At 68.8% G+C, this 20,184-nt stretch carries 14 protein-coding genes; 9 read left to right on the forward strand and 5 right to left on the reverse strand.

Features of this window, described 5'->3' with window-relative positions:
* From A176_RS07395 to A176_RS07405, 3 genes are read right to left on the reverse strand one after another with little or no spacing between them, the layout of a single operon-like run.
* Window positions 1-849, reverse strand: a complete 849-nt coding sequence (locus A176_RS07395) for a sugar ABC transporter permease (protein WP_002634675.1) — start codon at window positions 847-849, stop codon at window positions 1-3.
* Window positions 846-3,026 carry an extracellular solute-binding protein gene (locus A176_RS07400; RefSeq protein WP_044889535.1) on the reverse strand — a complete coding sequence of 727 codons (2,181 nt, stop codon included), beginning with the start codon at window positions 3,024-3,026 and terminating at the stop codon, window positions 846-848. Before A176_RS07400 ends, A176_RS07395 begins: the two co-directional genes overlap by 4 nt.
* Complete coding sequence (locus A176_RS07405; protein ID WP_002634673.1) at window positions 3,023-4,120, reverse strand: ABC transporter ATP-binding protein; 1,098 nt, start codon at window positions 4,118-4,120, stop codon at window positions 3,023-3,025. The genes A176_RS07400 and A176_RS07405 overlap by 4 nt, the downstream gene beginning before the upstream one ends.
* Window positions 4,121-4,358: 238 nt before the next feature.
* Here A176_RS07405 and A176_RS07410 point away from each other — a divergent pair, with 238 nt between their 5' ends.
* The 8 genes from A176_RS07410 (at window position 4,359) to A176_RS07445 (ending at window position 17,351) form a co-directional block, all read left to right on the forward strand.
* Window positions 4,359-6,797, forward strand: coding sequence for a glycogen debranching protein (locus A176_RS07410; RefSeq protein WP_044889534.1), 2,439 nt, complete (start codon window positions 4,359-4,361; stop codon window positions 6,795-6,797).
* A 39-nt stretch (window positions 6,798-6,836) separates the two neighbouring features.
* Complete coding sequence (locus tag A176_RS07415; RefSeq protein ID WP_002634671.1) at window positions 6,837-8,333, forward strand: hypothetical protein; 1,497 nt, start codon at window positions 6,837-6,839, stop codon at window positions 8,331-8,333.
* On the forward strand, window positions 8,324-10,690 hold the full coding sequence (locus tag A176_RS07420) for an alpha-amylase family glycosyl hydrolase (RefSeq protein WP_002634670.1): 2,367 nt from the start codon (window positions 8,324-8,326) through the stop codon (window positions 10,688-10,690). The genes A176_RS07415 and A176_RS07420 overlap by 10 nt, the downstream gene beginning before the upstream one ends.
* A 49-nt stretch (window positions 10,691-10,739) precedes the next feature.
* Window positions 10,740-11,786: a uroporphyrinogen decarboxylase gene (gene hemE, locus A176_RS07425; protein WP_002634669.1), complete on the forward strand. Its 1,047-nt coding sequence runs from the start codon at window positions 10,740-10,742 to the stop codon at window positions 11,784-11,786.
* Between the two features lie 136 nt (window positions 11,787-11,922).
* On the forward strand, window positions 11,923-13,224 hold the full coding sequence (gene fadI, locus A176_RS07430; RefSeq protein WP_002634668.1) for an acetyl-CoA C-acyltransferase FadI: 1,302 nt from the start codon (window positions 11,923-11,925) through the stop codon (window positions 13,222-13,224).
* Window positions 13,224-15,464, forward strand: a complete 2,241-nt coding sequence (gene fadJ, locus A176_RS07435) for a fatty acid oxidation complex subunit alpha FadJ (protein WP_002634667.1) — start codon at window positions 13,224-13,226, stop codon at window positions 15,462-15,464. The genes fadI and fadJ overlap by 1 nt, the downstream gene beginning before the upstream one ends.
* An 88-nt stretch (window positions 15,465-15,552) precedes the next feature.
* Window positions 15,553-16,686: a mannosyltransferase family protein gene (locus A176_RS07440; protein WP_002634666.1), complete on the forward strand. Its 1,134-nt coding sequence runs from the start codon at window positions 15,553-15,555 to the stop codon at window positions 16,684-16,686.
* Window positions 16,683-17,351 carry a class I SAM-dependent methyltransferase gene (locus tag A176_RS07445; protein WP_002634665.1) on the forward strand — a complete coding sequence of 223 codons (669 nt, stop codon included), beginning with the start codon at window positions 16,683-16,685 and terminating at the stop codon, window positions 17,349-17,351. Before A176_RS07440 ends, A176_RS07445 begins: the two co-directional genes overlap by 4 nt.
* On the opposite strand, the gene A176_RS07450 is transcribed toward A176_RS07445, so the two are convergent.
* Together A176_RS07450 and A176_RS07455 are read right to left on the reverse strand one after the other, a co-directional pair.
* Window positions 17,324-18,172, reverse strand: coding sequence for a ChbG/HpnK family deacetylase (locus A176_RS07450; RefSeq protein ID WP_002634664.1), 849 nt, complete (start codon window positions 18,170-18,172; stop codon window positions 17,324-17,326). The genes A176_RS07445 and A176_RS07450 overlap by 28 nt on opposite strands.
* A gap of 7 nt (window positions 18,173-18,179) precedes the next feature.
* Window positions 18,180-18,971: a glycosyltransferase family 2 protein gene (locus A176_RS07455; protein ID WP_002634663.1), complete on the reverse strand. Its 792-nt coding sequence runs from the start codon at window positions 18,969-18,971 to the stop codon at window positions 18,180-18,182.
* A 103-nt stretch (window positions 18,972-19,074) separates the two neighbouring features.
* Between A176_RS07455 and A176_RS07460 the strand changes: the two genes are divergently transcribed.
* Window positions 19,075-20,037 (forward strand): GGDEF domain-containing response regulator, encoded by a 963-nt coding sequence (locus A176_RS07460; RefSeq protein WP_044889533.1) that lies wholly within the window; start codon window positions 19,075-19,077, stop codon window positions 20,035-20,037.
* The last annotated feature ends 147 nt before the right edge of the window (window positions 20,038-20,184 follow it).

Here is a 20,184-nt window from a genome sequence, read left to right on the forward strand (position 1 = left end):
TCACCCCTTGACGCCGCCAGCGGTCAAACCGCCGACGAGGTGTTTCTGAAGCGCGAAGAACAGGGCCATGACCGGCGCGGAGACAATCAGCGCGCCGGCCGCGAACTTGCCCCACTCCACCTTGTGTTCGCCCACGTACCGCTGGAGCGCGACGGGCAAGGTGAAGCGGGACGGGTCGTTGAGCAGCGTGGCGGCGAGGATGAACTCGTTCCACGCCGTCATGAAGGAGAACAGCGCCGTGACGGCCAGCGCGGGCCGGGCCAGCGGGAGCACCACGCGGATGAAGACCTGGAAGGTGGAGGCCCCGTCCATCACCGCCGCTTCCTCCAGCTCACGCGGCAGCGTGTCGAAGTAGCCCTTCAGGTTCCAGATGCAGAAGGGCAGGGCGGTGGTGGCGTAGACGAGGACGAGCCCGGACAGGCTGTCGAGCAGGTGCAGCTTCTGGAGGATGCTGTAGATGGGCACCATCATCAGCGTCGCCGGGAACATCTGGGTGATGAGCAGCGCCTGCATCCCGCCGTCCTTGCCGGGGAAGCGGAAGCGCGACAGCGCGTAGGCCGCCGACACCGCCAGCGTCAGGCCCACCATCGTGGTGGCGCCGGAGACGACGATGCTCGCCAGGAGCTGCCGGCCGAACACCCATCGCCCCGCCGCGTCCGTGCCGGAGAGCACCTGACGGAAGTGCTCGAACGTGACGGTCTCCGGGAACGGGTTGGCGGTGAGCGCCAGGCCGTCCGTGGGCGACAGCGCCATCTTCACCACCCAGAGCACCGGGTAGAGCGTCGCCATGCACAGGAGCGTCAGCCCGGCGTGGATGAGGGCCATCTTCAAGCGCGAGGGGTGGTTCATCCCACCACCTCCGACGACGACCGCGTCAGGCGCTTGGTGAAGGTGGACCAGCCCAGCAGCACCACGAAGATGAGCACCGAGTACGCCGCGGCGAAGCCGTACTGCTCGTTGCGCTGGAAGGCCCAGCGGAAGGCCTCGGACACCAGGATGTCGGTGCCGCCGCCCGGCTCACCGCCGGACACCAGGTAGATGATGTTGAACATGTTGAAGGTCCACACGCTGCCCAGGATGACGGCGGGCAGCATGGCGGGCTTCAGGAGCGGCAGGGTGATGTGGCGGAACTGCGTCCACTTGCTGGCGCCATCCACCTCCGCGGCCTCGTAGAGCTCCTGGGGGATGGACTGGAGCGCGCCCAGCGCCACCACCATCATGAACGGGAAGCCCAGCCAGGTGTTGGTGGCCACGTTGGCCGCGAAGGCCGTGGAGAACTGCGTGAACCAGCTCACCGGCTCCAGCCCCAGCGCCACCAGCAGGCCGTTGATGGCCCCGAACTGGCGGTGGAACATGCCCTTCCACATGAGCGCGGTGATGTAGTTGGGAACGGCCCAGGGGATGATGAGCAGCACCCGGTAGACACCCCGCAGCTTGAGCAGCGGATCCTTCAGCAGCATCGCCAGGAACAGGCCGATGCTGACGTGGAGCACCACGTTGACCAGCGCCCACAGCAGCGTCACGGCCAGCGTGAAGTAGAAGGACAGCGGCTCGGTGATGCTGTAGCCGCGGCTGGCCAGGATGTCCACGAAGTTGGCCAGGCCCACGAACGAGTACTCGCCGGCCTCGTGGTGGAAGAGGGACAGGCTCAGGCCCACCACGAAGGGGACGAACACCAGCACCGCGATGCCGGCCGCCGCGGGCGCGATGTACGCCGCCGCTTGTGCAACGTCTGGGTAACGGCGCTTGAAGGGCAGCGTCGCCGCGGGCCGCCGCAGCACCCAGACGGAGCCGCCCAGGGCCATGGCGCCCAGCAGGCCCAGCCACGGCAACGGGCTCGCCTCGGGGGGGCGCTCGCGGTGCAGCGCGCGGTAGCGCCGGTCCGCCAGCGCGCCCGCGTCCTGGGGCAGGGTGCCGCCTTGCAGCACCGCGCGCAGCGCCAGCTTCATGGGCTCCCACACGCGCGCCATCTCCAGCGTGTTGGGCATGGGCGTGGCGTGGCGGGCCGCCTCGCGGAAGGAGGAGATGAGCGTGTCCTCCTGGACCTCGCGCAGCGTGTACGCGGCCACGTCCGCCGGAATCTGCCGGCCCACCGTGGCGCGCACGCGCGAGGCCTCGCCCAGGGAGATGAAGCGCGCCAGCTTCTGGGCCTGCTCGGCCTTGGCGGTGCGCGACGACACATAGGCCGTCTCCACGCCCAGGAAGGGGCGGATGGGGATGCCCGTCTCGCTCACCTGGGGCAGGCCCACCACGCGGTAGTCGACCTCTGGCGCGATTTCGCCGGCGAACCAGGGGCCGCTGATGACCATGGCGGCGCGGCCGTCGTTGAAGAGGCTCTTCACCAGCGCGCCCGAGGCCTCCTGCGGGATGAAGCGCGCGTCTTGCAGCCCCTTCACGAAGGCCAGCGAGCGGGCCATGCCCTGCGTGTCGAAGCTGGCGCGGCCCGAGGCGTCGAACAGCTCGCCGCCGAAGCCGAAGAGGAAGCCCGCGTGGAAGTAGAAGTCGCCGCTCTCGTAGGCCATCCCGAAGCGGCCCTCGCCCGAGTTCGACAGGGCGGGCAGCATCTTCAGCAGTGCCTCCGTCGTCGTGGGCGGCTGGGGCACGTGCTTCGTGTTGACGTAGAGCGCCAGCGACTTGAGCGACATCGGATAGCCGTACACCTGGCCATCCACCTCCAGCGCCTCCACGGCGTTGGGGAAGTAGTCCTCGCGCGCCAGGCCGCTGGCGGGCGCCACCAGGTTCTGTGCGTGGAAGTTGCGCAGCCGCTCGTGGTTGAAGATGAAGACGTCCGGGCCCACGCCGTGGGGAATGGCGTTGGTCAGCTTGGCGGCGTACGCGTCATAGGGCAGCGCGAGCAGCTCCACCTGCACGCCCGTCTTCGCGGTGAACAGCTCCGTGGCCTGGACCAGCGCCGTCTCCTCGCCGCCGCGGTACGCGTGCCACAGCTTGAGGGGGCGGGCATCCTCCGGGGCCGCCCGCGCGCCGAACGCCGTGGCGAGCAGCGCGAGCACGAGCCAGTGCTTCAAGACGCCACCCCCGCCGCGACATCCAACGAAGCGCGCTGCTCCGGGTGGCGCAGCGCCGCCGAGCCGTCCTCGGTGAAGACGTGGAGCGCGTCCGACACGGGGGCCAGGAACACCTTGTCACCCACCGAGACGTTCACGCCCTTGTCGAAGCGCGCCGCCACCGGGCCGGTCTCCGTGGTGACGAAGGCGTAACCGTCGAAGCCCAGGCGCTCCACCGCGTCCACCGTGCCCGCCAGCGGGCCCTGCGTCGCCACGCGCAGGTCCTGGGGGCGCAGGCCCAGCAGCACCCGCTGCCCGGCGGGAACGTCCGTGGGGCAGGGGAGGGTGAAGCCCTTGCCGGTGAACCGGGCGCCGTCTCGCGTCGCCTCCAGGAAGTTCATGGCGGGCGAGCCGAGGAAGCCCGCCACGAACCGGTTGGCGGGGCGGTTGTAGAGGTCCAGCGGCGGGCCCACCTGCTGGAGGATTCCCCCGTTGAAGACGGCCACGCGGGTGGCCAGCGTCATGGCCTCCACCTGATCATGCGTGACGTAGATCATCGTCGCGCCCAGGCGGCGGTGCAGCCGCGCCAGCTCGCCGCGCATCTGGACGCGCAGCGCGGTGTCCAGGTTGGAGAGGGGCTCGTCGAAGAGGAAGACCTTGGGCCTCCGGACGATGGCGCGCCCCATGGCCACGCGCTGACGTTGCCCGCCCGACAGGGCCTTGGGCTTGCGCTCCAGCAGGTGGCTCAACTCCAACATCCCCGCGACTTCCTGCACGCGCGAGGCAATCTCCGAGGCGGGGAACTTCCGGAGCGTCAGGCCGAAGGCCAGGTTCTCCCGCACCGTCATATGGGGGTAGAGCGCGTAGGACTGGAACACCATCGCCACGTCGCGATCACGCGGCGCGACATCGTTCACCCGCGCGCCCCCGATGCGCACCTCGCCCGCGTCCACCTGCTCCAGCCCCGCGATGAGCCGAAGCAGCGTCGTCTTCCCGCATCCGGACGGGCCCACCATCACCAGGAATTCGCCTTCCCCCACCTGAAGGTCCACGCCCTTCACGATGAGGTTCTGGCCAAACGACTTCTTGATCCCACTCAGGGTGACTTCGGACAAGTCGTGCTCGGAATTTTATAGGGGAGACGGCCGCGCACCTTACCCGGACGCCCTCGGTTTCCTCAAACCTCCGTGGTAGTACGCAGTGCGTCATCCGCGTGTGTGCGGGACTGGACGAAGCGCCGCCAGAGGGCTGAAACCCGGGCCCTGCCTTGTCAGGGGCGGAAGGCGCTTGTTATGGAAGCGGAGTTTTATTGCCGGGCCGAGTCATGTCCGGACCTCGAGGTCAGCCTACCTGATGCGCACTCCCAGAATGTCCCGCTTCGTGGGCGCGGCGCTGTCCACCGCCCTGCTCGTCACTGGCTGTAGCGAGAGCGATTACGTCCGGCTGTACCACGGTGAAGCCCGGGCCCCGAGCTACTCCGTCGATGACATCGAGTCCATGCGCTACATCGGGCCGACGTTCGTGGACAAGGGGGTCAATTTCGCCCTGTACTCGGAGAACGCCACCCGGCTGGAGCTGCTCCTCTTCGAGGATCCGGAGAGCAACCGCCCGGCGCGCGTCTACCAGATGACGCGCTACGGCGACGTGTGGAGCGTCTACGTGGAGGGCGTGGGCCTGGGCCAGCACTACGGCTTCCGCGCCTGGGGTCCCAACTGGGAATATGATCCGAACTGGTTCCCGGGCTCCATCCACGGCTTCAAGGCGGACGCGGACGCCTACGGCAACCGCTTCAACCCGAACAAGCTGCTGACGGATCCGTACTCCAAGGCGCTGCACCGCGACCACGACTGGAGCAAGGGCAGCACGGCCAGTGGCCCGGCGCGCAACGAGGTGACGTACGCGGCCTCGTCCAAGAGCGTGCTCGTCCAGAGCACCTACCAGTGGAGCGACGTCGAGCGTCAGTGGCGCGCCAACCGGCAGGACGAGAACTGGGAAGGCCACGGCTGGCAGGACCTCATCGTCTACGAGGTCCACGCCAAGGGCTTCACCGCCGACCCCGCCAGCGGCGTGCGCTTCCCGGGCACCTACCGCGGCTTCGGTGAGAAGGCCGCGTACCTGGCCGAGCTGGGCATCACCGCGGTGGAGCTGCTGCCCATCCACGAGAAGCCGCTGGACGGTGGCTACTGGGGCTACCAGACCATCAACTTCTTCGCGCCCGAGCTGTCCTACGCGGCCCTCCGTGAGCCGCACCAGGTCATCGACGAGTTCAAGTGGATGGTGGAGCAGCTCCACCAGCACGGCATCGAGGTGATTGTCGACGTCGTCTACAACCACACCGGCGAGGGTGGCCTGTGGCGCGAGAAGCTGGAGACGGATGACGTCATGCCCGGCGAGCCGCTCGAGTCCCTGGACCCGGCGGAGACCGCGGGTCTGTACTCGTTCCGCGGCATCGACAACCAAGCGTACTACGCGCTCAACCCCGACCGGCGCACTTACTGGAACAACACGGGCGTGGGCAACCAGACGCGGCCCAACCACCGGCCCACGCGCAAGCTCATCATCGACAGCCTCCGCTTCTACGTGGAAGAGCTGCACGTGGACGGCTTCCGCTTCGACCTGGCGCCCATCCTGGGTGAGCGCGACGGCGACTACAACCGCTGGGATGATCCGCGCAACACGGTGCTCCAGGACGTCATCGACGACCCCGTGATGCAGAAGTACAACACCCGCATCATGGCCGAGCCGTGGAGCGCGGGCGGCTGGTACTGCATGCCGCTGGGCGAGTTCCCCAACTCCCAGACGCAGCCGGGCAACGGCTGGTACGAGTGGAACGGCCGCTTCCGTGACTGGTGGCGCGCGTTCATCAACCAGGACAACTGGAAGCTCAACTCCCACGAGGGCTCGCTGTGCGGCCGGCCCGGCACGGTGGACGGCGGCTTCCTGATGTACGGCAGCCAGGAGTGGTTCGAGCGCAACGGGCGCCGTCCGTACCACTCCATGAACTTCCTCACGGTGCACGACGGCTTCACGCTGTACGACCTGTTCGCCTACGACGAGAAGCAGAACCGCTGCGGTCCGTTGAACCCGGTGTGCTGCGACAATCCCAACAGCCCCTTCTGCGACAAGGTCAGCGGCGAGAACCACAACCGTTCGCGCAACTGGGGCCCCATTGGCGACGAGCGCGGCGAGAGCATGCGCCGGCAGATGATGCGCAACTCCTTCATGGCCATGCTCATCAGCCACGGCACGCCGATGTTGCTGGGCGGTGACGAGTGGATGCGCACGCAGTTGGGCAACAACAACGCCTACTCCACGCTCTCCGACAACCCGTTCAACTGGTACCAGTGGGGCGCGTATCTGGCGCGTGACGAGCGTCACCGCATGTTCGAGTTCGTGAAGGCCGCCATCCGCATGCGCAAGGAGCACGCGTACGCCTTCGCGCCGAAGGACTACGGCAAGGGCGCGCCGCTGGCCTGGAAGAGCGCCCAGAACACCGAGGCGGCGTGGGACAGCAAGCAGATGATGATTCACTACCACGACGCGTCCTACGGGCCGGAGCTGCTGGTGCTCATCAACATGGAGCCGCGCGCGGTGGAGTTCACGCTGCCGGAGGGCCGCAAGTGGACGCGGCTCATCGACACGCAGGCCTACTTCGACAGCCCCGCGTATTTGACGACGGCGGGCCTGGACAGCCGTGCCACCGGAAACTCGTGGCTCGACAATCCGTCGCCGGTGAACGGCGCGACGTACGGCATGCCTGAAAGAACCATCGTCGTCCTGCGTGCGGAGTAGGGCAGGCAGGCAAGGTTGCGCTATAAGCAGGGCCCGCTCATGCGAGTCCTGCCATCGCGCCTCGGCGCCATCCTGTTGACGCTCCTCCCGCTTGTTGCCCTGGCCGACGCTCCAAGAGATCGTTTCGGGGCCGCGGGTTACTTCCGAATCATGACCCGCCCGGACTTCTCGGGCGGTTCGGGTCAGCTCGGTTACTACTGGCTCTACGGCCGTCTCCTCAACGAGAGCCCCTACGGCGAGCTCAACCTCCGGCTGGATGCGCTCCAGGCCACGCCGGGGACCGACGAGGTGTGGGCCGAGGTCCACTCGCGTATCTCCGGCACGTCGTTCCGCTCCGCGGATCCGGGCAACGGTTCGCTGATCAACTTCGCCGCGGACTACCTCTTCGTCCGCGCCGGCAACATCCTGCTGGACCGCGTGACGTGGCAGTTGGGCACGCTCGAGGACCGCTGGAACGACCTGCACATCTACGACCAGCGTCCCGGCACGGTGCTCTGGGACACGGTGGGCCTGTCCGGCACGTACCAAGGTGACCGCTACGACGTCCTGCTGGCGGTGGGTGACAGCGGCTACACGCTGCGGCCTCGGAACTACAACACGGTGCTCACCGGCGCCGCGTCGTTCCGTTACCGGCTGATTCCCGGCCACCTCGAGGTGGGTCTCCGCGGTCAGGTCGGCTACGAGCCCGCGGTGCGCGGCAACCGGAACGCGCTCTATGCGTCTCCGAACCTGAACTACGAGGACTTCGCGCGGCGCGAGGTGGTGCAGCGCTACTTCGAGGCCAACCCCGGGCAGGAGGACCTGGTGCCGAACCTCCAGGCGCGCAGTGCCCTGTCCTATCGGGCCATGGGCTACGTGGGCTTTGGCGGGGTGGGGCCGCTGGTGTGGAGCAACCTGTACCTCACCTTCGAGAAGCGCCACCCGATGCTCTTTTACACGGAGAACTTCCGGGGCCGGGACTGGGTCGTGTACATCGCGGACCAGACCGACGAGCGCTACGACGCCAACATCGGCAACGAGGCGTATCTGCGCCTCATCCCGGACAAGCTCGAGGCGCTGTGGGGCGTGTGGGCCGGCACCTCGTTCAACCGGGACAACAAGATCATGGCGGGCGAGGACAACCGCGTCATCGCCTCCACGGTGCTCCGTCTCCAGTACTTCCTCACCGACAAGGTCCACCTGCTCGTGGAGAGCAGCATCGCGCGCGAGAAGAGCCTGAACGGCAACCTCTACCGCAACCACGTGGACTCGGTGTTCACCAGCACGGGCGGCATGGCGGACTCGCGCGGCCTGGAGTTTGGTGACAGCGACACGCGCGACACCTGGCAGTTCAAGGCGGGTGTGGTGCTCAACCCCACGGGCCGCAGCATCTACGCGCGCCCCAGCCTGCGGTTGCTGTACGGCATCCAGCGTTCCTCCCAGCATGCCGCGTTCGGGAACTCCTTCGTGGACAGCCTGGACCAGTACAACCTTTACGTTGGTCCCGAGCGCCACTGGCACTCGGTGGTCGCCATTGAGGCCGAAGGATGGTTCTGAAAAAGCGATGGGGCGTGGTGGTGTCCTTCTCCGTGGCTGTGGCCGCGGTGGCGCTCGCGGCGTGTCTGCCGCGCGCGGTGCCTCCCCCGCTGGCGCCCAGCGGCACCGTGGTGGCGGTGGCCTATATTCGGGATGACGCGCGCCGGGCCGGCGTGGTGGCGGATGTGCCTGAAGGCTTGAAGAAGCGCATCGCCGAGGCCCTGGCCAAGCGCAACCTGCGGGCGGAGGTGATTCCCTACGCGGACTACGCCGCCTACTACGCGAAGGTGCGTGACTCGCAGCGCCGCTTCGAGATGGCGAAGGCGCTGACCCCGGAGGCGCCGCTGCACCTGCTGGTGGAGACGCGCGTGTCGTTCTTCAGCCAGGTGGGCGGCCGCTTCTCCTGGGACATCTCGGTGCGGACCACGGGCGCGCGCGCGGACTCCCCGATGGCGCCCACCGTCGTCACGAAGGACTACGGCGCGGCGCTCCAGTTCGACCAGCAGCGCGAGGACGATGCGCAGTTGGAGGTCGCCCAGCAGATTTCCGGACAGGTGGCCGGGCTGTTCGACTCCTTCCTGGCCTCGCCCTTCCTCGTGCCGGAGACGGACGGTGGGCCGGGCACGGTGCCGGGGCTCAACGCGCCGGCCGGGCCGGGCATCGAGCCGGGCAAGAGCACGCCGGCGCCGCAGCCCTACCGCGGCTCGTGGGAGCCGCCCGAGGGAGACGCGGTCTACTTCGTGATGGTGGACCGCTTCTCCAACGGAGACGCGAAGAACGACGGTGTGGTGGACACGCAGGACGCGCAGGCCTTTCACGGCGGAGACCTGCAGGGAGTCATCGACCGACTGGACGGGCTGCAGCAGCTCGGTGTCCGCACGGTGTGGCTTTCACCCGTCTTCCAGATGCGAACCGACAAGTTCTACGAGTACGGCGCGTTCCACGGCTACTGGGTCGAGGACTTCGGCAAGGTCGAGCCTCGCTTCGGCGACGAGGCCTTGCTGAAGACGCTGTCCGCGGAGCTGCGCCGCCGGGACATGCGGCTGGTGCTGGACGTGGTGCTCAACCACGTGGGGCCGGAGACGCGCCTGGCGCGTGAGCGGCCCGACTGGTTCCATGGACTGGGGCCCATCAAGGACTGGAATGACCCGCGAGAGCTGGTGATGGGCGACGTGCATGGCCTGCCCGACCTCGCGGTGGAGAAGGAAGAAGTGTACGCGCACCTGCTGGCGCACTCGCGCCGGTGGGTGGACGTGCTGAAGCCCGCGGGCTTCCGGCTGGACGCGGTGAAGCACATGCCCACGAGCTTCTGGGCCCGCTACAACGACGACCTTCGCCAGCACGCGGGGAAGGACTTCCTGCTGCTGGGCGAGATGCTGGACGGCGACCCGGTGCTGCTGGCCACCACGATGAAGGAGGGCCGCTTCGGGACGATGTTCGACTTCCCGCTCGCCTTCGGCCTGGTGGAGGTCTTCTGCAAGGGCCGGTCGCCGGCGCACCTGGGCGCCATCCTCTCCAATGACCGGCTGTACCCGGCGCCCGGCGCGCTGGTGACGATGCTGGACAACCACGACCTGCCCCGGGTGATGAGCGAGTGCGGCGGGGACGTGGAGAAGGTGAAGCGGGCGCTGGCGGTGCAGCTCACCGCGCGAGGCGTCCCGGCGCTCACCTACGGCACCGAGGAGGGGCTGACGGGCGCGAAGGAGCCGGAGAACCGAGGCGACATGCGCTTCACCCAGCACCCGTTGCGGACGTGGATTGGTGGATTGCTGGCGCTGCGCCGTGGCAGTGAGGCCCTCCAGCGTGGCGAGACGATGGTGCTCGCCGCTCGGGAAGACCTCTTTGCCTACGCGCGCGTCACCGCCCAGGAGGCCGTGGTCATCGCGGTGAACGGTGGCGACAGCGCCGCCGATGTCGCGCTGCCCGCCGAGTTCTCCGGTTCACGGCTGGAGCCGCTGGCCGTGGCGCCGCCGGTGCCGGGCTCTTCCGAGGGCGCGGTGCGGGTGGGGCCGGGGCAGGTGGCACTGGTGAAGGTGACGCCCGGTGCGCCCGGCGGTTTCGCCGCGGCGGCGAAGCTCGCGGGCTTGCGTTGGCGGGGCGGGGGCGTGCGGCGCAACGTGGAACTGTCCGTGGCCGACCCGAGCATCCGCCTGGTGGGCAGCGGGCCTGAGCTTGGAGGCTGGAAGGCCGAGCGCTCGCTTCGTTCGGGGCCGGACGGCTTCTCGCTGTCGCTGCCCGTGGGCGCCGTCTTCGAGTACAAGCTCTTGCGCGACAACGCCTCCGGGAAGGTCGACTGGGAGGACGGTAACAACCGCCTGCTCGTCGTTTCCGAGGGCACCGAGCCGCTGCGCCAGACGCTGGCGTGGAGCCAGCGCTGACCTGTTTCCTTTCGCCTCGCCTGGAGCGGGGCCCACTCCGAGGTCCGAAGTGAACGACCGACTCCTCCGCGCGGCGCGCCGCCAGCCCACCGATACGACGCCCGTGTGGCTGATGCGCCAGGCGGGCCGCTACCTGCCCGAGTACCGCGCCATCCGCGGCAACATCGCGTTTCTCGACCTGTGCAAGAACCCGGACCTGGCCGCCGAAGTCACGGTGCAGCCGGTGACGCGCCTGGGCGTGGACGCGGCCATCATCTTCTCGGACATCCTCATCCCCGTGGAGGCGATGGGCATCACGCTGGAGCTCGGGGACAAGGGGCCGCACTTCCCCAACCCCGTGCGCAGCGCCGCGGACATCGACAAGCTGGGCGTGCCCGACCCCGTGGAGGGCACCGGCTTCGTGGCCGAGGCCATCCGCCGCACGCGCAAGGCGCTGAACGACTCGGTGCCCGTCATCGGCTTCGCGGGCGCGCCCTTCACCCTGGCCGCGTACATGGTCGAGGGCGGCGGCTCCAAGAGCTACATCCTCATCAAGCGGCTGATGTTCGAGCAGCCCGAGCTGGCGCACCGCCTCTTCGGAAAGCTCACCGACACGCTCATCCCCTACCTGAAGATGCAGGTGGAGGCGGGCGCGAGCATCGTCCAGATTTTCGACTCGTGGGGCGGTGAGCTGTCGCCGTGGGACTACGAGCGCTTCTGCATCCCCTACCTCAAGCGCATGGTGTCCGAGCTGAAGGCCACCGGCGTGCCCGTCATCGTGTTCGGCGTGGGCATGTCCACGCACCTGCAGCTCCTCAAGAGCACCGGCGCGGACGTGGTGGGCCTGGACTGGACGCTGCCCGCGGACGAGGGCCGGAAGGTGCTGGGCCCGGACGTGGCGATTCAGGGCAACCTGGACCCGCTGCACCTGTTCCTCCCCCGCGAGGAGCTGGACGGCCGCGTGAAGGACATCCTCCGCCGCGCGGGCCCCGTGGGGCACATCTTCAACCTGGGCCACGGCATCCTCCCGCCCACGGACCCCGACGCCGCGAAGTTCCTGGTGGAGGCCGTCCACCGCCACGGCGTGGCGCTGCGCCAGGGCACGCTGGGGGGGTAGGGTCGCTTTCACCCCCCACGGGCAGCCTCCCGTGGGGAGTGTCCACCGATTGATTTTTGAATCAACGGACGATTGACGCGACGCATTGTCGCTCGTTAGATGCCCGCCTCCCGACTTCGCTGGAGGTGAGGCACACATGGCAAGCGAGAAGCGCAACGGCCCCCGAAGGGTGGCCATCGTCCGTGGCCTGCGGACCCCGTTCGTGAAGGCGGGCTCCGTCTTCTCCGGGCTGACGGCGTTGGACCTGGGCCGCATGGTGGTCCAGGAGCTGGTGCAGAAGACGGACCTGGACCCGAACCTCATCGACCAGGTGGTGTTCGGCCAGGTCATCCCTACGCTGACGGCGCCGTCCATTGCCCGCGAGGTCGTCATCGCGGCGGGGCTGCCCAAGAAGATTGACGCCTTCACGGTGTCGCGCGCGTGCGCCACGTCCATCCAGGCGATGACGACGGCGGCCAACGCGATTGCCACGGGCGAGGCGGACGTCATCATCGCCGGCGGCACCGAGTCCATGTCGGACGCGCCCATCTTCACCAGCCGGCCGCTGGCCCACGCGCTGGTGGCGGCGTCCAAGGGGCGCTCGCTGCCGGACAAGCTCAAGCCCTTCCAGCGCCTCAAGGCGAAGGACCTGCTGCCGGTGCCCCCGGCCATCGCCGAGTACTCCACCGGCATGACGATGGGCGAGAGCGCGGAGAAGATGGCCAAGGAGAACGGCATCTCCCGCGAGGAGCAGGACCGCATCGCGTACAACTCGCACCGCAACGCGGCCAAGGCGTGGAAGGACGGCCTGTTCGACAACGAGGTGATGCGTGTCGTGGTGCCGCCGAAGTTCGACAAGACGGCCGAGCGCGACAACATCGTCCGTGAGGACTCCAGCATGGAGGCCCTGGGCCAGCTCAAGCCGGCCTTCGACCGCAAGTACGGCACGATTACGGCGGGCAACGCGTCGCCGCTGACGGACGGCGCGGCGGCGCTGCTGCTGATGAGCGAGGAGAAGGCGCGCGCGCTGGGCTACGAGCCGCTGGGCTTCTTGCGCAGCCACGCCTACGCGGCCACGGACCCGGGCGACCAGTTGCTCCAGGGGCCGGCCTACGCGGTGCCCACGGCGCTCAAGCGCGCGGGCATGAAGCTGGCGGACATCGACCTGGTGGAGATGCACGAGGCCTTCGCCGCGCAGGTGGCCAGCAACATCCAGGCGCTGGCGTCGCCGGCCTTCGCGAAGAAGGCGGGCTGGAGCGCGCCGGTGGGGGAAATCGACCGCGAGCGGCTGAACGTCACGGGCGGCTCCATCGCCATTGGCCATCCCTTCGGGGCCACGGGGGCGCGCATCGTCACCCAGGCCCTCAACGAGCTGAAGCGTCGGAACAAGAACACGGTGATGTGCACCGTCTGCGCGGCGGGCGGCCTGGGCGCCGTCGTCATCCTGGAGCGTGCGTGATGGCCACCAAGGTGGAAGAGCTCGAGGCGAAGCAGGGCTTCTCGTACCAGGTGGAGGGCGGCGTCGCCGTCATCACCTTCGATTTGCCGGACTCCCCGGTGAACACGCTGTCGCCGGAGACGGGCGAGGCCTTCCTGCGCGTCATGTCGCGCGCGGAGCGGGAGCCCGAGGTGAAGGCCGTCGTCTTCACGTCCGGCAAGAAGGACTCGTTCGTCGCCGGGGCGAAGATCGACTTCCTGCAGACCATCAAGACGGCGGAGGAGGCCACCGCCATCAGCCGCAACGGGCAGGAGGGCTTCGACAAGCTGGACGCCTTCCCCAAGCCCGTCGTCGCGGCCATCCACGGCGCATGTCTGGGCGGCGGCCTGGAGTGGGCGCTGGCGTGTGACTACCGCATCGCCACCGACAGCCCGAAGACGTCGCTGGGCTTGCCGGAGGTGCAGCTCGGCCTGATTCCGGGCGCGGGTGGCACGCAGCGACTGCCGGCGCTGATTGGCGTGCAGGCGGCGTTGGACCTCATCCTCACCGGCAAGAGCCTCAAGCCCGCGAAGGCGAAGAAGCTGGGCGTCGTGGATGAAGTGGTGCCGGTGCCCATCCTCCGCGACATCGCGGTGCGGCGCGCGAAGGAGCTGGCCGAGGGCAAGCTGAAGGTGGAGCGCCGCCACGGTCAGGGCTTCAAGGGCGTGGCCCGGGGTGGCAAGGCCAAGGGGCTGGCGGGCTTCCTCCAGGGGCTGGCCAACAAGGAGCTGTGGGCGGAGGTGGCGCTGGAGGACAACCCGCTGGGCCGCAAGGTCCTCTTCGACCAGGCGCGCAAGCAGCTCCTGAAGAAGACGCGCGGCAAGTTCCCCGCGCCGGAGAAGGCGCTCCAGGTCATCCGCGTGGGGCTGGAGTCCGGCCACAAGGCGGGCCAGGAGGCCGAGGCCAAGGCCTTTGGCGAGCTGGTGGTGTCGGACGTCTCCAAGCGGCTGGTCGAAATCTTCTTCGCCACCACGGCGCTGAAGAAGGAGAACGGAACGTCCAACCCCGACGCGAAGCCGCGCGAGGTGAAGAAGGTGGCGGTGCTGGGCGGCGGGTTGATGGGCGGCGGCATCGCCTATGTCGCCAGCGTGCTCCAGGGCGTGCCCGTGCGCGTGAAGGACAAGGACGACGCGGGCGTGGGCCGGGCCATGAAGCAGGTGCAGACCATCCTGGACGAGCGCGTGAAGCGGCGCTCGCTCACGCGCCGCGAGGCCACGGCGAAGTCGGCGGTGGTGACGGCGGGCACGGACTACAGCGGCTTCAAGTCGGCGGACCTCGTCATCGAGGCGGTGTTCGAGGACCTCAAGCTCAAGCACCGCGTCATCGCGGAGGTGGAGGCCGTCACGGGCGAGCAGACCATCTTCGCGTCCAACACCTCGAGCCTGCCGATTACGGACCTGGCGAAGGGCAGCCGGCGGCCGGGGCAGGTCATCGGGATGCATTACTTCAGCCCCGTCCACAAGATGCCGCTCTTGGAGATCATCACCCACGCGGGCACCGAGGACTGGGTGACGGCCACCTGTGTCGAGGTGGGGCGCAAGCAGGGCAAGACGGTCATCGTCGTCAACGACGGCCCGGGCTTCTACACCTCGCGCATCCTCGCTCCGTACATGAACGAGGCCGCGTACCTGCTGGGCGAGGGCGCGGACATCGCGGAGCTGGACAAGGCCCTGGTCGAGTTCGGCTTCCCGGTGGGCCCGATTACCCTCCTGGACGAGGTGGGCATCGACGTGGCGCAGAAGGTGGGCCCCATCATGGAGGCCGCCTTCGGCAAGCGCATGGCGGCGCCCAAGGCCTTGGAGAAGGTGGTGGCCGACGGCCGCCTGGGGCGCAAGTCGGAGAAGGGCTTCTACCTGTACGAGGACGGGAAGAAGCAGGACGTGGACCCCTCTATCTACGCGCTGCTCCCGCACGGCACGGAGCGCCGCTCCTTCGATCGCGCGGAGATGGCGGAGCGCGTGGTGCTGCAGATGGTCAACGAGGCCATCCGCTGCCTGGGCGAGGGCATCCTCCGCAGCGCGCGGGACGGTGACGTGGGCGCCATCTTCGGCCTGGGCTTCCCGCCGTTCCTGGGTGGCCCCTTCCACTACGTGGACAGCCGCGGCCCCGCCGAGGTGCTGCGCAAGCTGGAGCACTTCCACGACAAGCTCGGGGAGCGGTTCATCCCCGCGCCACTCCTGGTGGAGATGGTGAAGGCGGGCAAGACGTTCTACCCGCGCTGAGCCGTCCGGTGTCGCTCCCGGGAGTCCGGCGTATCAAGGACTCCCGGGTTGACTGGAGCCCGCCATTGGCCCGAGCCTCCCGGCCCGAATGGCACGCTCCGCGTCCCGCAGCATCGCCCAGTTCGTCCTCGCGGCCGTGGTGGCCTGTGGCGCCGCCGCCACCGCGGGGGCCTGGCGCTTCTTCCACAAGGACCCCAGCAACCCCGTGGTCCGGCTCGACGAGTACTTCACCATGGGCTGGGTGGCCTGGGACTCGAGCTGGTACATGCGGATTGCCCAGGAGGGCTACCAGTTCGCGCCGGGGCAGCAGAGCTCGGTGGCGTTCTTCCCGCTCTATCCGCTGCTCATCCGCGCGGTGGAGACGCTGGGGCTCAACGTCTACCAGTCCGGTGTGTTCATCACGCTGTTGTGCGGCCCGCTGGCGCTGATTCTCTTCACGCGCTGGGCGCGCACGCTCACGGACGAGGACACCGCGCTGAAGGCCGGCCTGCTGATGGCCTGCTACCCCTTCACGTTCTACTTCTACGGCGCCATGTACTCGGACGCGCTGTTCGTCCTGTTGGTGGTGGCGGCGTTCCTCCTGCTGGAGAAGGGGCACTTGATGCCCGCGGTACTGGTGGCTGCGGTGGCCACGGCGGCCCGGCCCGTGGCGCCCGCGGTGGTGCTGGGGCTGCTCGTGCGTCGCCTGGAGTGGAAGCACGCGCGCGGGGAGAAGTGGAGCGCGGTGGATTTCCTGCCGGTGCTGTCGGGCCTGGGCTTTGGCGCGTACATGCTCTTCCTGTGGCACCAGTTCGGTGACCCGGTGGCCTTCGTGAAGGTGCAGGGCGCGCCGGGCTGGGAGCAGGTTCCGGGCTGGCACACGTGGTTGAAGGTGCGCTGGTTCGAGCGCGTGGTGCTCGCGCCGCAGGACAAGCGCGAGGCGTTCCGGCTGGCGGTGCACGCCTTCTTCACGGTGTTGGCGCTGGCGCTGGTGTGGCCCACGCGCAAGCTGCTCGGCTGGGGGTATGCCGTGTACGTGCTGGCCATCGTCGGCCTGCCGGCGTGGTCCACGAAGGACTTCATGGGCATGGGGCGCTATCTGCTGTCCGCGTTTCCCGTCTTCCTCACCGCGGCGCTGCTGCTGCGCGAGCGGCCGATGCTCCTGCGTGGGGCGCTGGCGGTGGGCGCGGCGTCGCTGCTCGTTCTCTCCTGGGCCTTTGGCGCGGACTACTACGTTTCATGAGCACACTCCTCGAACAGGCCCTCCTTCGTTACGACGGGCTTCCCGTCGGCGAGCGGTTTCACGTTCACGCGCGCGCCTTCTCCGCGCCCTTGTTGGCCATGGCCTCGCGGACTCCCAGCGGCTTGGTGGCGGACATTGGCTGTGGGCACGGGCTCTTGTCCGCGCTGCTGGCGTTGGGCGACCCGAGTCGCACCGTGCACGGCGTGGACCCGGACCCGCGCAAGGTGGCCTGGGCCCGGCGGGCGCTCGCGGGGCAGCCCAACGTGCGCATCGAGGAAGGCACGGTGGAGGAGACGCTGGCGCGCGGGGCCGCTGCTCGCTTCGACGCCGTGGTGGTGTGTGACGTGCTGTACCTCCTGCCCGAGGAGAAGTGGGCGGGGTTCCTCTCCACCGTGCGGGGCCTGCTGAAGCCCGGCGGGCGGCTCTTGCTCAAGGAGGTGGAAGGGGACGGCTCCTGGAAGCACCGTAAGGCGCTGGCGCAGGAGTGGGTGATGGTGTCGCTGCTGGGGCGCACGAAGGCCAGCGGCGGCATGGCGCTCAAGCCGCGAGCGGAGATGACGCGCTACCTGGAGGACGCGGGCTTCGCCGTGCGCGAGGTGGCGGACCTGGGCCAGGGCTACACCACGCCCCATGTCCTCTACGTGGCGGAGACCAGCGTGCCGTAGCTGTGGAGCTGGACACCGCGCGCGTGCAGCCGCGCCTTCACGCGGGCGCTGGTCAGCGCTTCCAACTCCGCCTGCCACCCGTAGGTCCAGACAGGGTCCTCCGGAACATGCGGCGCGCCTTCGCCTGGATGACACCCCAGCTCGAAGTCGCCCGCCGGCAGCGCGTCCACCACAGCGAGCAGCGCGGCTTCATCCAAGCGCCCCGCCTCGAAGACGCCACCCGCGCTCACGCGTCGGACCCCCAAGCCCGCCCGGGGCGCCGTGCGCGCGAGCACCGTCAGCACCGTCGCCTTCAACGCGGGCCCCGGCGTCCGCAGCCAACCGGGGCGGGGGAGGGCATCCGGCCAGCGTAGGGGAAGCCGTTCCCGCGCGGCCATCGCCTCCACCAACGGGCGCACGCCCGGCAGCAGGTGCAGGTGCTGATGCCCATCCAGGTGGTCCACCGCCACACCCAGCGCCCGCGCCCGGTCGAGCTGCGCCTCCAGCTCACGCGCCAGCTCATCACGGCGCACCTGTCCCGTCAGCCACGCTCGGGCGAAGTCCGCCCAGCTCCCACGCATCCGCCCGCCCGGGGCCACCGTCGGAACTTCCCGCACGGGCGCAGCCGGAGGAAGCCGCGTGGAGAGTGCGAGGTGCAAGCCCACCGCGAGCCCGGCCTCCCTCGCACGCGCCGCCGCCTCGGGCGCCGTCGGCCCCGTGGCCAGCAGCGTCGCGCTGGTGACGATGCCGTCGCGATGTGCGCGCAGGATGCCCGCGTCCAGGGAGGCATGGAGCCCCAGGTCGTCCGCGTTCACCACCAGCCGTGTGATCTTGCGCGCCATCCGGGGCTCAACCTCGCGCCGTGCGGCCCGGAGGCACCGCGTGGAGCTGCTGCACGGAAGGCGGCAGTCGCACGGGATGCACCGGCGGCTCCGGCGAGCGCAGCTTCGGGTAGAGCGACATCAGCTCCCGCACCATCTTCACGATGACGGACGGCGAGGCCAGCGTGGACACGCCGCGCGTGCGCGGGAAGTAGTCCACGCCCATCTGGAACACGCGGAAGCCCTGCCGGATGGCCTTCACCACGAGCTCCGCGTCGATGAACGAGCCCTGGCTGTGCAGTTCCATGGCCTCCAGCACGCGGCGGTGCATCACCTTGAAGCTGAAGTTGACGTCCTTGATCTGGATGTCGAACAGCGACCGGATGAGCAGGTTGTAGACGTACGAGTAGACGATGCGCTTGGGGCCCTCGCTGGTGCGGTCGAACCGGAAGGCGCAAATCATGTCCGCCTCCAGGTACGTCATCAGGTGCAGCGCGCGCTCCAGCTCCCGCATGTCCCAGGGCAGGTCCACATCCGAATACACGACGATGTCCTTCGTCGACGCCGCCAGCCCCGTGCGCATCGCGCCGCCCAGCTTCAGGTTCACCGGGTGGTGGATGACTCTCAGTTGGGGGACCTTCTGGGCCAGCGCCTCGCAGACCTCTCGGGTGCGGTCCGTGGATGCGTCGTTGACGACGATGATTTCGAAGTCGTCCGTGAGGGCCGGCAGGACCTCCAGGGCCCGGCTCACTGCGCGCTCGACGTAGTCCTCTTCATTCCACGCGGGGAAGAACAGGCTGATGCTGGGGTATTGGGCCACGGGCGACCTCTGAAGGCGGACCTGCGGGGTTGGCGGCTCGCTAGCAGAGAATCCGGCTTTTTTCCAATGAAGGGGTCGCACTCCGTCATACGTCTGTGGTACCGTGAAAGCACCATTTTGCGGGGACACTGTGAACTCCAGGCCCTTCACCCTGCTGGTAGTGGATGACTCGCAGTCGACGTTGCCACGCTTGGCCCGAGCCCTGGGCCCGGAGGACTTTGCCCTCCGAATCGCTGCCCACGGCCCGGAGGTGCCGAGACTGGCGCAGGAGGTTTCCTTGGTCGTCCTGTGTCCGGGCGAGGATGCGGCCGGCACCTTGGCGCTGCTGGAGCGGCTGACCCCGGGGGACGGTGCGTTGGGCCCACCGGTGGTGCTCCTCACGCCCCCCGAGCACCGGCCACTTTGGGTGGAGGCACTTCGGCGTGGTGCTGAGGTCGTCTTTGACCCATGGGCGCCGGATGAACTGCTCTCCCGGGTGCATCGCGCCCTGGCTGTCCATGCCCGAATGGAGGCCCTCGCCACCCAGGTGGGCGAGCTCCAGCGGCTGTCCGCCACGGACGGCCTCACCGGGGTGCACAACCACCGGCACTTCCAGGAGCGGCTGCGGGAGGAGTTCCGCCGCGCCCAGCGGTATGACGACGCCCTGTCGCTCATCCTGCTGGACTTGGATTTCTTCAAGGAAATCAACGACAAGTACGGCCACTCCGCCGGCGACGGGGTGCTGCGCGCGGTAGCGGGCGCCCTGACGCGCGGCGTGCGCGAGACGGACCTGGTGGCCCGTTATGGCGGGGAGGAGTTCGCGTTGCTGCTGCCCCGCACGCACTTCACCGGGGCCCTCACCGTGGCCGAGCGCGTCCGCCGGGAGCTGCGCGCCCTCACGTTGGACGTGGACGCGGGCCTGCAAGTCACCGCATCTCTTGGGGTTTCCAGCTTCCCCCACCGCACGGTGCTCAGCCCGGAGCAACTGCTCCTGACGGCGGACGAGGCCCTCTATCAGGCCAAACGGGACGGCAGGGACCGCATCTGCCTACATCCCCAGCTCCCCATGGGCCCGTCGGGCACCTAGGCCCGGGTCAAAGACCCGGGGTCTGTTTTGACCCGTTTGGTGGGGATGGGTCTGGATGGACCCTGTGTTGTTTCGTACCGTATAAATGTCAAGGCCCGTGATTCCAGACTGTTGGGCAGGGTGTTTCTGCTGGCAGGGCCATTGCAT

Origin of the sequence: Myxococcus hansupus, assembly GCF_000280925.3 — a bacterium.
GTDB lineage: Bacteria > Myxococcota > Myxococcia > Myxococcales > Myxococcaceae > Myxococcus > Myxococcus hansupus.